Source organism: Homoserinimonas sp. A447, assembly GCF_054489325.1.
Genome location: NZ_JBTMWW010000001.1, coordinates 1,092,039 through 1,104,674 on the forward strand (window position 1 = coordinate 1,092,039; position 12,636 = coordinate 1,104,674).

The 12,636-nt window shown below is 65.7% G+C and carries 11 protein-coding genes; all 11 read right to left on the reverse strand.

Annotation, left to right across the window (positions count from 1 at the left end; genetic code table 11):
* Nucleotides 1-37 precede the first annotated feature (37 nt).
* Nucleotides 38-1,345 (reverse strand): histidinol dehydrogenase, encoded by a 1,308-nt coding sequence (gene hisD, locus ACX3O0_RS05310; protein ID WP_459107027.1) that lies wholly within the window; start codon nucleotides 1,343-1,345, stop codon nucleotides 38-40.
* Nucleotides 1,346-1,370: 25 nt separating this feature from the next.
* The gene (gene dnaE, locus ACX3O0_RS05315) at nucleotides 1,371-4,832 is read right to left on the reverse strand and encodes a DNA polymerase III subunit alpha (protein WP_459108449.1); all 3,462 of its coding nucleotides are present in this window, start codon (nucleotides 4,830-4,832) and stop codon (nucleotides 1,371-1,373) included.
* Nucleotides 4,833-4,977: 145 nt separating this feature from the next.
* Nucleotides 4,978-5,898, reverse strand: a complete 921-nt coding sequence (locus tag ACX3O0_RS05320) for an RluA family pseudouridine synthase (RefSeq protein WP_459107028.1) — start codon at nucleotides 5,896-5,898, stop codon at nucleotides 4,978-4,980.
* A gap of 5 nt (nucleotides 5,899-5,903) precedes the next feature.
* The gene (lspA, locus tag ACX3O0_RS05325; protein ID WP_459092289.1) at nucleotides 5,904-6,476 is read right to left on the reverse strand and encodes a signal peptidase II; all 573 of its coding nucleotides are present in this window, start codon (nucleotides 6,474-6,476) and stop codon (nucleotides 5,904-5,906) included.
* On the reverse strand, nucleotides 6,463-7,200 hold the full coding sequence (locus ACX3O0_RS05330; protein ID WP_459092287.1) for a DivIVA domain-containing protein: 738 nt from the start codon (nucleotides 7,198-7,200) through the stop codon (nucleotides 6,463-6,465). Before ACX3O0_RS05330 ends, lspA begins: the two co-directional genes overlap by 14 nt.
* Before the next feature lie 119 nt (nucleotides 7,201-7,319).
* Nucleotides 7,320-7,613, reverse strand: coding sequence for a YggT family protein (locus ACX3O0_RS05335; RefSeq protein ID WP_459092285.1), 294 nt, complete (start codon nucleotides 7,611-7,613; stop codon nucleotides 7,320-7,322).
* Between the two features lie 4 nt (nucleotides 7,614-7,617).
* Nucleotides 7,618-8,109 carry a cell division protein SepF gene (locus ACX3O0_RS05340; protein ID WP_459092283.1) on the reverse strand — a complete coding sequence of 164 codons (492 nt, stop codon included), beginning with the start codon at nucleotides 8,107-8,109 and terminating at the stop codon, nucleotides 7,618-7,620.
* A gap of 37 nt (nucleotides 8,110-8,146) precedes the next feature.
* Nucleotides 8,147-8,836, reverse strand: a complete 690-nt coding sequence (locus ACX3O0_RS05345; protein ID WP_459092281.1) for a YggS family pyridoxal phosphate-dependent enzyme — start codon at nucleotides 8,834-8,836, stop codon at nucleotides 8,147-8,149.
* 10 nt (nucleotides 8,837-8,846) lie between these two features.
* A complete protein-coding gene (gene ftsZ, locus ACX3O0_RS05350; RefSeq protein WP_459092279.1) occupies nucleotides 8,847-9,992 on the reverse strand; it encodes a cell division protein FtsZ in 1,146 nt (381 codons plus the stop codon).
* Between the two features lie 231 nt (nucleotides 9,993-10,223).
* A complete protein-coding gene (locus ACX3O0_RS05355; protein WP_459107029.1) occupies nucleotides 10,224-11,228 on the reverse strand; it encodes an FtsQ-type POTRA domain-containing protein in 1,005 nt (334 codons plus the stop codon).
* Entirely contained in the window at nucleotides 11,225-12,634 is a 1,410-nt protein-coding gene (murC, locus tag ACX3O0_RS05360; protein WP_459107030.1) for a UDP-N-acetylmuramate--L-alanine ligase, read from the reverse strand. The genes ACX3O0_RS05355 and murC overlap by 4 nt, the downstream gene beginning before the upstream one ends.
* Between the last annotated feature and the right edge of the window lie 2 nt (nucleotides 12,635-12,636).

Below are 12,636 nucleotides of genomic sequence, written 5' to 3' on the forward strand. Positions count from 1 at the left end.
GCCGCCCGGCCTCTCAACCTCTCTGCCTCTCAGCCGATCAGCCGTCGAATCGGGCGGTGACAGCTGCGGCGTGCGCCGGCAGGTTCTCCGCCGTCGCCAGGGCCACGATGTGGTCGCGAACCTCGCCCAAGCCCCGGCGGTCGTATCGGATGACCTGCTGGGGCCTCAGGAACGTGTACGCCCCCAGGCCCGATGAAAACCTCGCCTGCCCGCCGGTCGGCAGCACATGGTTCGATCCGGCCAGGTAGTCCCCCAGGCTGACCGGTGAGTGGTCGCCGACGAAGATGGCACCGGCGCTCTCAATACCCTCGAGCACCGCATCCGGATTCTCGGTGTGGAGCTCCAGGTGCTCCGGTCCGTAGGCATTGCTGAACGCAACGGCCGCAGGCAGGTCGTCGACGAGCACGATCGCCGATTGCCGACCACCCAGCGCCTCGGTGATCCGGACGCTATGGGCTGCTTCCGAGACCAGGGTGCGGAGCTCATCCTGCACCCGGCCTGACAACTCCGCGGAATCTGTCACCAGGACGGCGGAGGCGAGCTCGTCATGCTCGGCCTGGCTCACCAGGTCGGCAGCAACGAAACGGGCGTTGGCCGTGGCATCCGCGATGACCAGGATTTCGGTCGGGCCGGCCTCCGCGTCGATACCGGCCTGGCCGCGCACCAGGCGCTTGGCTGCCGCCACGAAGACATTGCCGGGGCCGGTGATGAGCTGAACCGGGTCGAGTCCGGCATCCGGCACTCCGTAGGCGAACGCGCCGATGGCGCCGGCACCGCCCATGGCGTAGACCTCATCGACACCGAGCAGCGCGGCGGCGGCCAGGATGGTCGGGTGAACCGAGCCCCCGAATTCCCGCTGGGGAGGCGAGGCCAGCGCGATCGAAGAGACGCCGGCGACCTGGGCGGGCACCACGTTCATCAGGACGCTCGACGGGTAGACGGCTTTGCCGCCCGGCACGTACAGGCCCACCCTGGCCATCGGGGACCAGCGCTGGACGACGTGGGCACCGGCGCCGAGGCGGGTCGTCACCGGGGCAGGCAGTTGGGCACGCGATGCGGCACGGAGGCGCTCGATGGCCTCCTCGATCGCCAGCCGGACGGTCGGGTCCAGTGCCGCCAGCGCGTCGCTGAGTTCAGAGGAGGCGACCCTCGTGCGGCTCGGTCGCACCCCGTCCAGGCGTTCGGCCTGATCGAGGAGCGCAACCTCGCCGCGGTTCCGCACGTCGGCGATGAGCTCCTCAGCGATGGCGGTCGCCGCGGAAACGTCGGTGACGGCTCTCGGCACCAGGGCGAGGAGCTCGGAACGATTGGGCGTGGCGCCTCGGAGGTCGATGGTCTGGATCATGGCTTCCACAACTTTAGCGGGATCATCAACCCAGGCAGCTGGGGCCGAGCAGCGACTTCAGCTCGCCGTAGAGGTCGGCGCTCACCGAGACGGGGTACGGCACCTCGAACATCCGCGCGCTCTCCCCCTTGATCAGCTTCAGCCTCACTTCGGTGTCACCAGAATGGCGGATGAGGGCATCGCTCAGCGCGGATACGACATCCGTCGTCGCCCGGAACTCCGGGAGCGAGATCACGAGCGGCCCGGAACCCAGCGATGCCCCGGTGTCCGGCGTGAACATGCTCACGGCGTGCAGGTTCATCCCGTCGTCTCGCGCGCTCACCCGCCCCCTGACCACGACGATCGAGTCGTTGGTCAGCGCCGGCGAGAACTCCTGGTACGTCTTGCCGAGGAACATGACCGTGATCTCGCCGCCGAAGTCCTCGACGGTGACCATTCCGTACTGGTTGCCGGAGTTGCGGGCGGTGCGGTGCTGCACGCTGGTGATCAGCCCGGCCACCGTGATTGTCTCACCGTCCTGGGCGGCATCACCCGCGAGAAGGTCGGCGATGGTGGTGCTCGCGTGCTTGGCGAGCTGCAGTTCCAGGCCGGCGAGCGGATGATCGGAGACGTAGAGCCCGAGCATTTCGCGCTCGAACGCCAGCTTGTCGCGCTTGGCCCACTCCGGTCGTGGCGGAACCTGTTGTACGGTCTGTGGTTCGTCCCAGAGGCTGTCGAAGTCGAAACCGACCTGACCGTTGGCCTCCGCCCGCTTGACGCTCACCGCTGCCTCGACGGCGTCCTCGTGGATCTCCATGAGCGCACGGCGCGTCGCCCCGAGCGAGTCGAACGCGCCGGCCTTGATCATTGACTCCATGGTGCGCTTGTTCGCGACCGGGATCGGGACCTTCGCCAGGAAGTCGTGGAATGACTCGAACCGCCCCTTCGCCTCGCGGGCCCCGCGGATCGCCTCAACCACGTTGTGGCCGACGTTCCGCACGGCTCCCAGTCCGAAGCGGATGTCTTCGCCGACGGCAGCGAAGAATCCGATCGACTCGTTGACGTCTGGGGCCAGCACCTTGATGCCCATCCGGCGGCACTCGCTCAGGTAGATCGCGAGCTTGTCCTTGGAGTCGCCGACGCTGGTCAGCAGAGCTGCCATGTACTCGGCCGGATAGTGGGCTTTCAGGTAGGCGGTCCAATACGAGACCACGCCGTAGGCGGCGGAGTGCGCCTTGTTGAAGGCGTAGTCGGAGAACGGCAGCAGGATGTCCCACAGTGTCTTCACCGCATCCGTCGAATAGCCGCGCTCCTGCATGCCGGCGCTGAAGCCCTCGAACTGCTTGTCCAGCTCTGACTTCTTCTTCTTGCCCATCGCCCGCCGCAGCAGGTCCGCCTGGGCGAGCGTGAAGCCGGCCAGCTTCTGCGCAATCGACATGACCTGCTCTTGGTAGACGATCAAGCCATAGGTCGTGCCAAGCACGTCGTGAAGCGCCTCGGAGAGCTCCGGATGGATGTAGTCGATCTCCTGCTGACCGTTCTTGCGCAGCGCGTAGTTGGTGTGGGAGTCCGCTCCCATCGGGCCTGGCCGGTACAGGGCCAGCACGGCCGAGATGTCTTCGAAGTTGTCGGGCTTCATCAGCCGGAGCAGCCCGCGCATCGGGCCACCATCCAGCTGGAACACGCCGAGGGTGTCGCCCCTGGCCAGGAGGTCGTAGGCAGGCTGGTCGTCCAGTTCGAGGTCTTCCAGCACCGGACGGTGGCCACGGTTCGACTCGATGTTGTCGAGTGCGTCATCGATGATCGTGAGGTTGCGAAGGCCCAGGAAGTCCATCTTGATGAGGCCGAGCGCCTCGCAGGCGGGGTAATCGAACTGCGTGACGATCTGGCCGTCCTGCTCCCGCTTCATGATCGGGATGATGTCGATCAGCGGGTCGGACGACATGATGACGCCGGCGGCGTGCACGCCCCACTGCCGCTTCAGGTTCTCCAGCCCGAGGGCGGTGTCGAAAACGGTCCTCGCCTCCGGGTCGGTTTCGACCACAGAGCGGATGTCTCCGGCCTCCTTGTAGCGCGGGTGATCCTTGTCGAAGATGCCGGTGAGCGGGATGTCCTTGCCCATGATCGGTGGCGGCATCGCCTTGGTGAGCTTCTCACCCATACCGAACGGGAAGCCGAGCACGCGGGACGAGTCCTTCAGTGCCTGCTTCGCCTTGATGGTGCCGTAGGTGACGATCTGGGCGACTCGCTCATCGCCGTACTTCTCGGTGACGTACTTGATGACTTCGCCACGGCGCCGGTCGTCGAAGTCGACGTCGAAGTCGGGCATGGAGACGCGGTCCGGGTTCAGGAAGCGCTCGAAGATCAGGCCGTGCTTCAGCGGGTCCAGGTCGGTGATGCCCATCGCGTAGGCGGCCATCGACCCGGCGCCGGAGCCACGGCCTGGGCCGACGCGGATGCCGTTCCGCTTGGACCAGTTGATGAAGTCGGCGACCACCAGGAAGTAGCCGGGGAAGCCCATCTGCAGGATGACGCCGACCTCGTAGTCTGCCTGCTTGCGCACGTCAGCGGGGATGCCGGTCGGGTAGCGCACGTGCAGCCCGTTGTCGACCTCCTTGATGAACCAGGTCTCCTCGGTCTCGCCGTCCGGAACCGGGAAGCGCGGCATGTAGTTCGCGCTCTCGTTGAATTTCACGTCGCTTCGCTCGGCGATCAGCAGCGTGTTGTCGCAGGCCTCCGGGTAGTCGCGGAACAGCTCACGCATCTGGCTGGCCGACTTGAGGTAGAACTCGTCCGCGTCGAACTTGAACCGGTTAGGGTCGTCCAGGGTCGACCCGGACTGCACGCAGAGCAGGGCGGCGTGGCTGGTCGCGTCGTGGGCGTGCGTGTAGTGCAGGTCATTGGTGGCCAGCAGTGGGAGGTCGAGCTCCTTGGCGAGCCTCAGCAGGTCGCTCATCGCACGGCGTTCAACATCGATGCCGTGGTCCATGATCTCGCAGAAGAAGTTCTCCTTGCCGAAGATGTCACGGAATTCCGCTGCCGCCTTCTTCGCCTCCTCGTACTGGCCGAGGCGGATGCGCGTCTGGATCTCGCCGCTGGCGCATCCGGTAGTCGAAATCAGGCCTTCGCCGTATTGGGAAAGCAGTTCGCGGTCCATGCGTGGCTTGAAGTAGTAGCCCTCGATGGAGGCCCTGGAGGAAAGCCGGAACAGGTTGTGCATGCCCTGGGTGGTCTCCGAGAGCAGTGTCATGTGGGTGTATGCGCCGGAGCCGGAGACGTCGTCCCCTCCCCCGTTGCCCCAGCGCACCCTGGTCTTGTCACTGCGGTGGGTGCCCGGAGTGAGGTAGGCCTCGGTGCCGATGATCGGCTTGATGCCGGCCTCGGTCGCCGTCTTCCAGAAGTCGTAGGCACCGAAGACGTTGCCGTGGTCGGTGACCGCAACCGCCGGCATTCCCTGCTCGACGGCAGCCGCAATCAGCGGCTTGACCCTGGCTGCGCCATCGAGCATCGAGTATTCGCTGTGCACGTGCAGGTGCACGAAGGAATCTTTGCTGGAAGGCACTGCTCTCCGTCTAGCCGAGGGTTGAACCGGGTGGAGAGTCCAGCTTAGATCGTCGCCGGACGATAGCTGGTCAGAGCGCGCGGGGAAGCGTTTAACTGGCGCGGAGAATGGCTAATGCATGTTGCAGATCGGCTGGATACTCCGTCTGGTATTCGACCGGTTGGTGGGTTCCCGGATGCACGAAGCCCAATCGAACGGCGTGCAGCCATTGCCGGCCAAGGCCGAGTCGCTCGGAAATCGTCGGGTCCGCGCCGTACATGGCATCGCCGACGCAGGGGTGGCGCTGCGCAGCCATGTGCACCCGGATCTGATGGGTTCGGCCGGTTTCCAAGCGGATCTCGAGGAGGGAGGCGCTGGGAAACGCCTCGAGCGTCTCGTAGTGGGTCACCGAAGGCTTGCCATCCGCCACGACGGCGAACTTCCAGCTCGACCCGGGGTGTCGACCGATCGGGGCGTCGATCGTGCCGGTCAGCGGATCGGGATGGCCCTGCACGATGGCGTGGTAGGTCTTGTCGACCTTGCGGTCGTGGAAGGCCCGCTTGAGTTCCGAGTATGCATGCTCCGACTTGGCGACGACCATGAGGCCGCTGGTGCCCGCGTCGAGCCGATGCACGATTCCTGCGCGCTCCGCCGCACCGGAGGTGGCAATGCGGTAGCCGGCACCGGCCAGGGCGCCGAGCACCGTCGGCCCGGTCCACCCGACGGAGGGGTGGGCGGCAACGCCGACCGGTTTGTCGATCACGATCAGGTCGTCGTCGTCGTGCACCACCGTGAGCTCAGGAACGTTCATCGGCACGATGACCGGTGCCTGCTTCGGTTCCCAGGTGACCTCGAGCCAGGCTCCCGCGCGCAGGCGATCCGACTTCGCCAGGCGAACACCGTCAGCGCTGACGCCGCCAGCCTCGATGACTTCGGCGGCAAAGCTGCGGGAGAAGCCCATGAGCTTGGCCAACGCGGTGTCGGTGCGCTCCCCCGCAAGGCCGTCGGGCAACGGGAGGCTGCGTGTCTCCATAGTCGCTACTTTGCTTCCGGCACGGCGTCAGGGTCGCCGGCTGCTTCTCGGGTGCCATCGAGGCGAACACCGCGGACCGAGAGGATGATGAACAGCCCCATGCTCGACACGATGAAGATATCGGCGACGTTGAAGATCGCCGGGAATCCCCACACCTGGATGAAGTCGACCACGTGCCCCAGGCCGAAGCTCGGCTCCCGGAACAACCGATCGAGCAGGTTGCCCAGGGTACCGCCCAGCAGCATCCCGAACAGCACCGCCCAGGCCAGGGACTTGATCCGGTGGGCGAACAGGATGATGAACACCGTGACGGCGGATGCCGCGATGGAGAAGATCCAGGTTGACCCGCTGGCCAGTGAGAACGCCGCCCCCGAGTTCTTGACGAACACGAATTGCAGCAGTTCCCCGATGACCGGGTTGTGCTCTCCGGCGCTCAGGTTGCTGACGACGAGGAACTTGGTGAACTGGTCAGCACCGAGGACCAGCACTGCGACTACGGCCAGTGAGGCTAGCGCCCGAACGTTGATCCGGTGACGCCCGGTGTTCCCCGACTGCGCGACCGGCTCAGTTTCCGCCAAAGCCCTGGTAGCTGGCTGGCGGAGGCGTCGAGGTCCCGGGAGCGGTGAAACCACCCGAACTCGCGGCACCTGAGCTCGCACCGGCACCATGCGGGGTACTGCCGGTGTTCACCGGTGCGGCGTTCTCCAGCTCCTGCAGCTGCTCTTCGATGTAGCTCTTCAGCTTCTGGCGGTACTCGCTCTCGAAGGTGCGAAGTTCTTCGATCGCAGCCTCGAGGGAGGCGCGCTCCTTCTCGAGCGCACCGATCTGCTCGCGCTGCTGGGCTTCGGCTTCTCCAACGACTCGTGCCGCCGTCGCGTGGCCCTCTGCGATGAGTGCGTCGCGCTTCTCGATACCTTCACGGACGTGCTCTTCGTGCAGGCGGCGGGCGAGCTGCAGCAGGTTGTTGGTGCTGCCGGCGTCGTCGAGGCCGGGGGTGGCGCCGAAGCCGGTCTGAGCCGGTGCCTCCGGCTGGGCCGGCTGCGCCGCGACGGGCTGGGCGACAGTGTCGGCCGGAGCCGGCTGGGCCTGCGCGGTGGCGGAACCACCACTGCGTTGCAGTTCGGCAATCCGCGAGTCGCTGGCGATGAGGCGCTGGCGCAGCTCTTCGTTCTCCTGGTTCAGGCGTCGCAGCTCGACAACGACCTCGTCCAGAAAGTCATCGACCTCGTCCTGGTCGTAGCCCTCGCGAAATTTGGTCGGCTGGAACCGCTTGTTGACTACGTCTTCAGGCGTAAGGGCCATTCTCGTCACCTCAAAAAACTTTCTGATAAATCATGGAACGTTAGGAAAACGCTAGCAAAGTTGACTGCGTTCAGGAATTGCACCCTGCCCACAGGTCAAGGCTACAGCGTACATTCCGGTTACCGGATACTCCCAGTCAGAATAATCAGGACTATCACCACTAGCATGACGATGCTCCAGGCGAAGTCGAGTGCCATACCGCCGGCCCGGATGGGCGGAACCAGCCGGCGAACGAGCTTCAGGGGCGGATCGGTCAGCACATAAGCGACCTCGGTGATCACCAGCACGAACCCCTTCGGGCGCCACTGACGGTTGATCACCTGCACGATATCGACGATGAAGCGCAACCACATCACCAGCAGGTAGATGAGCAGCGCGGCATACAGCACCGCCGCAACGGTCGAAACGATCACCCGGCTAGTTCTGGGTGAAGAACGACGCCTCGACGTCGGACTCTGCCGCAGGCTGGTCTCCGCTGACGGCAACGTGTGCCGGCGACAGCAGGAAGACCTTCGATGTGACCCTCTCGATCTTGCCGTACAGGCCCTGGGAGAGGCCGCTGGCGAAATCGATCAGTCGACGGGCATCCGGCTCGCTCATCTGGGACAGGTTGATGATCACCGGGACGCCTTCGCGGAAGCTTTCGGCGATCACCTGGGCGTCTTTGTATTGACGCGGGTGGACCGTGAGGATCTCATTCATTTCAGTGGGTGCCGCGCTTCGTGTGGTGGTCGGCCTGCGGAGTGGTGTCACCGGAGCCCTGGATGCCGAACCCTGCTGCGACACGTGCTGCGGGGACTGGGCCTGGTGAACGGGGGCAACGGGAGCCACCGGAGAGTTGTCCTGATAGTCGAACTCTTCGTCGGCAAGCCCCAGGTAGACCATGGTCTTGCGTAGTGGGTTTGCCATTTGTTTTGCCTCCTGGTGGTGAACTTCTGGTTCGAGATTAACCCGGGGTGGTGCGGTTTCCGGTGATTGCGGAACCAATCCGGAGGTGTGTCGCACCTTCCAGGATCGCCTCCCGGAAGTCGCCGGACATGCCCGTCGAGATGGATCCGGCTTCCGGGTCCAGGGTTCGCAGCCGAGCGGATGCTGCGCGCACCCGCTCGAAAGCCCGGCGCGGTTCTTCGCCGATCGGCGCAACGGCCATCACGCCGCGCAGTCGAAGGCCATCGGCGGCCTTCACGCGCTCTGCGATCCGGAGCAGGTCATCGGGCTGAACGCCGCCCCTGCCCGGGTCGTCGGTGAGGTTGAGCTGCACGAAGCCGTCGATGACCACGCCGGCCGCGCCATCAGCGAGTGCCAGCGCATCGATGACGGACTCACGATCGAGCGAATGGACGACGCTGGCGTACGACCGCACCTGCCTGGCCTTCTTGCTCTGCAACTGGCCGACGAAATGCCAGACCAGGTCGAGGTCACCGAGTGACGCGGCCTTCGCCGACGCCTCCTGATGGCGGTTCTCACCCACGTCACGCACTCCCAGTGCATGCAGTTCCCGCACGAGTTCCGCAGAGTGGAATTTCGTCACCACGATCGTCGTGATCTCGGATTCCGTTCGCCCGGCCTCGCGTGCGGCATCGGCTATGGCAGCCCGCACCGCCGTCAGCCGATCCGCGAGGGGGCCGCCTGTCACTTAAGGCCCGTCACTTCAGGAAGTCGGGAATATCGAGGTTGTCATCGTCTTCATCGAAGACGGGATCCGCTGGTGCCTTCGGGAGTTCCGGCTCGCCGCTCCAGGCCGGGGTGGCTCCTTCAGCTGCAGCCGACGGTGCCGCGACCGAGACGAGTTCGTTGTCGGGGTCGACGTACGTCGAACGGTGACCCTGCTTCTTGACGATCGGCTCGCCGCCGTCGAACCCGGCAGCGATGACGGTGACCCGGACCTCGTCGCCCAGGGTGTCGTCGATGACGGCGCCGAAGATGATGTTCGCCTCCGGGTGCACGGCTTCCTGAACCAGCCGGGCAGCGTCGTTGATCTCGAAGATGCCGAGGTTCGATCCGCCCTGCACGGAGAGCAGCACGCCGTGTGCGCCGTCGATGCTCGCTTCCAGGAGCGGTGATGCCACCGCCAGTTCGGCAGCCTTGATCGCCCTGTCGGCCCCGCGGGAGGATCCGATTCCCATCAATGCCGAGCCGGCGCCCTGCATGACCGACTTGACGTCAGCGAAGTCGAGGTTGATGAGGCCCGGAGTGGTGATCAGGTCGGTGATGCCCTGCACGCCGGCGAGCAGTACCTGGTCGGCGGTGGCGAAGGCCTCGAGGAAGCTGATGCCCCGGTCGCTGATCTCCAGCAGCCTGTCGTTCGGCACGACGATGAGGGTGTCGACCTCGCTCTTGAGCGCAGTGATCCCCACCTCGGCCTGGGCAGCGCGACGCTTGCCCTCGAAGCCGAACGGCCGGGTCACGACACCGATGGTGAGTGCGCCGATCGACTTGGCGATCCTCGCGACCACCGGGGCGCCACCGGTTCCGGTTCCGCCGCCCTCTCCCGCGGTCACGAACACCATGTCGGCGCCGGCCAGGGCCTCTTCGATCTCCTCGGCGTGGTCCTCGGCTGCCCGACGGCCTACTTCGGGGTCTGCCCCGGCACCGAGTCCGCGGGTGAGTTCGCGTCCGACGTCGAGCTTCACGTCGGCGTCGCTCATCAACAGTGCCTGCGCATCCGTGTTGATGGCGATGAATTCAACGCCTCGAAGGCCCAATTCGATCATGCGGTTGACCGCGTTGACGCCGCCGCCGCCTATGCCGACGACCTTTATCACGGCTAGGTAGTTCTGGTTTGCTGACATTGCCGGCCTCCGCTGCCAAATATGAGTTCCCAATGCTTGGGGCTGCCCCCGACTTTCAACCTCTACTAGAAGCTTAAAGTTATGCTCAGTATGTATTTCCTGCTCTGAAAGCTAAGCCGCCGACCCGCGACCTGCCCTCAGGCACTCCCGCGTGTTGCGAATCTGTGGTGTCGATTCACAGCAAGAGGCACGCCGATGCGCTCGAATTCGTTCGATCCGGGCGCGGGAGGGTCAGATCGGGCGGATGACAGCGCTCAGCGGTGCAGTGACGTCATATGCGACCCTCGCGTTCGGGTCCTGCGTCGCCATGAGTGCTGCCAGCACTCGCGCCTTGAGGTCCGACTGATCGGCGCTCCCCCACACGACCTGCTGCCCGGTGCCGTCGAGCACCAGGGTGACGTCATCCTTGGTGGCCGCCATGACGCGCTCCACCCGGACGGCCACGGAATCGGGGAGCGCGAACAGCACCTCGACCACGGAGTCGAAAACATCGGACTCGGTGTCCGCGCCGGACAGCTCGATCACCGGGATTCCCTCCGGCCTGGTGTCCGCCTTCGTTATGGTGACGCCTGCCGGATCGACCACCGTGAAGCCCGATGCGGTCGCAATGCTGCCGATCGGCGCGCGCTCGGTGACATGGATGATGAGGGTGTGCGGTGGCACCGTCTCGGTGACGTAACTCTGGATGAGGCTGAACTCCCCGAGTTCCCTGGTGAGCCGATCGGAGTCGACCAGGGCCAGCGGCGTGCCGAGTTGGCCCTTCACCGCATCGTGGATGTCTGCCGGATCGACGCTCGAGGTTCCGGTGATCTCGATCCTGGTCAGGGCGAGAAGCGGCGAGTACACCGCAACGGCGACCGTTCCCACCAGGGCGACCACGATCGCCGCCGCGGTGATCCAGGCGAACCGGCGATGCCGCGCCCGTCTGGTGAAGCGCCTGACCTCGTCGCGCTCGTATCGTCGGCGCTCCCTGGCTGCCCTGCGTGCCTGGCGTGCGGTGTCGTCGGCGCGGGTCGGCTTCCGGCGTACCGGTTCCTTCTGGGCCGGCTCCAGTTGGGCAGGCTTCTGCCGAGCGGGTTTCTTCGGAGTTGGCTTCGGGTGGGCTGGTTTCGGCTGGTCAGGCTTCTGCCGAGACTGTTTCGCCGGCGACGGCTTCTGCCGCGAAGGCTTCCGGGCCGCCGCTGTCTTCTGCCTCGGCGGTTCTGGCGCAGCGTCGAAACCCTCGGGCCGCTTCATGCACCCCGCCGTGCTGCCGCTGCCTTCAGGCTCTCGAGGAGCTGCGGCACGATCAGGAACACGTCGCCACCGCCCATCGGGATCAGCAGGTCGCCCGGCCTGGCGATGGAAGCCGCATAGTCCGAGGCCTCCTGCCAGTCGTCGAAGTAGCGACCGACGTCAGACGAGGTGAACCGGCTGGTGATGAGCTCGCCGGTGACCCCGGGCTCCGGATCCTGCCGCGCGCCGTAGACCGGAACCACGATGGTGTGGTCGGCAAGCTCCTCGAAAGTGTCAGCGAACTCGTCGGCCATCATCCGGGTGCGGCTGTACAGGTGCGGCTGGAAAAGGGGAATCAGGCGCCCATCGCCGGCCGCCGCCCGCGCTCCCGAGAGTGCCGCCCTGATCTCGGTCGGGTGGTGGGCGAAGTCATCGTAGACACGCACTCCCCCGACCTCGCCGCGAAGCTCGAACCGGCGCTCTGCCCCGGTGAAGGTGGCAATGGCATCCAGTGCCGGCTGAGGCTCGAACCCCAGGCCGACCAGGACGCCGAACGCGCCAGCGGCGTTGATGGCGTTGTGAAGGCCCGGCACGAGGAGCTTCGCCTGGTAGTCATGACCGAGGTAGTGCAGGGAGAACGAGATCGTCGACGAGTCGTCCACCGAGTGCAGGCGGATGTCCGCCGCATCCGCCTGGCCGAAGGTCAACACCCTGCGGTCCGCCAGGCGGGAGGCCAGCCCGGCGGCACGACGGTCGTCGCTGGAGATGACCACCAATTCGCGCGCCTTCTCGGCGAAGGTCACGAAGGCTGCCTCGAACGCCTCCTCCGACCCGAAATGGTCGAGGTGGTCCGGGTCGACGTTCGTGATGAGGGCGACCGCGGTGTCGTAGAGCAGGAAGGATCCATCGGACTCGTCTGCCTCCACGACGAACAATTCGCCGGAACCGCGAGCCGCGCTGACGCCCAATGAGCGGATGACCCCGCCGTTCACGAAACTGGGGTCAGCATCCAGTGCGAGCAGTGCGGTCACGATCATGGCGGTCGACGTGGTCTTGCCGTGAGCACCGGCCACAGCCACCAGGCGGCTTTGGTTGGTAAGCCAGGCCAGTGCCTGGGCGCGGTGGATGATCGGAAGGCCCTGCGCACGCGCGGCCAGGTATTCCGGGTTGTCCTCGGCGATGGCCCCGCTCACCACGAGAGTGTCTGCTCCGGCTACATTCGCTGCATCGTGCCCGACCGAGATCTGGACGCCGGCCGCCTGCAGTGCCTCGACAGTGCCGCCGCTGCGCATGTCGGACCCGGTGACCCGGAAACCCGCGTCGACGAAGAGCCGCGCGATGCCGCTCATCCCCGCACCGCCGATTCCCACGAAGTGCACGGCGCCGAGTTCGTCAGGAACCGGCTGGGAGAAGTCCGACTTGATCATTG

Bases quoted from the DNA above. Each gene is read 5' to 3' on its own strand.
- ftsZ (WP_459092279.1), bottom strand. From the start codon at position 9,992: ATGTCAGCAAACCAGAACTACCTAGCCGTGATAAAGGTCGTCGGCATA.
- dnaE (WP_459108449.1), bottom strand. From the start codon at position 4,832: ATGCTCGATGGCGCAGCCAGGGTCAAGCCGCTGATTGCGGCTGCCGTC.
- murC (WP_459107030.1), bottom strand. From the start codon at position 12,634: ATGATCAAGTCGGACTTCTCCCAGCCGGTTCCTGACGAACTCGGCGCC.
- ACX3O0_RS05340 (WP_459092283.1), bottom strand. From the start codon at position 8,109: ATGGCAAACCCACTACGCAAGACCATGGTCTACCTGGGGCTTGCCGAC.
- ACX3O0_RS05330 (WP_459092287.1), bottom strand. From the start codon at position 7,200: ATGGCCCTTACGCCTGAAGACGTAGTCAACAAGCGGTTCCAGCCGACC.
- hisD (WP_459107027.1), bottom strand. From the start codon at position 1,345: ATGATCCAGACCATCGACCTCCGAGGCGCCACGCCCAATCGTTCCGAG.
- ACX3O0_RS05355 (WP_459107029.1), bottom strand. From the start codon at position 11,228: ATGAAGCGGCCCGAGGGTTTCGACGCTGCGCCAGAACCGCCGAGGCAG.
- ACX3O0_RS05320 (WP_459107028.1), bottom strand. From the start codon at position 5,898: ATGGAGACACGCAGCCTCCCGTTGCCCGACGGCCTTGCGGGGGAGCGC.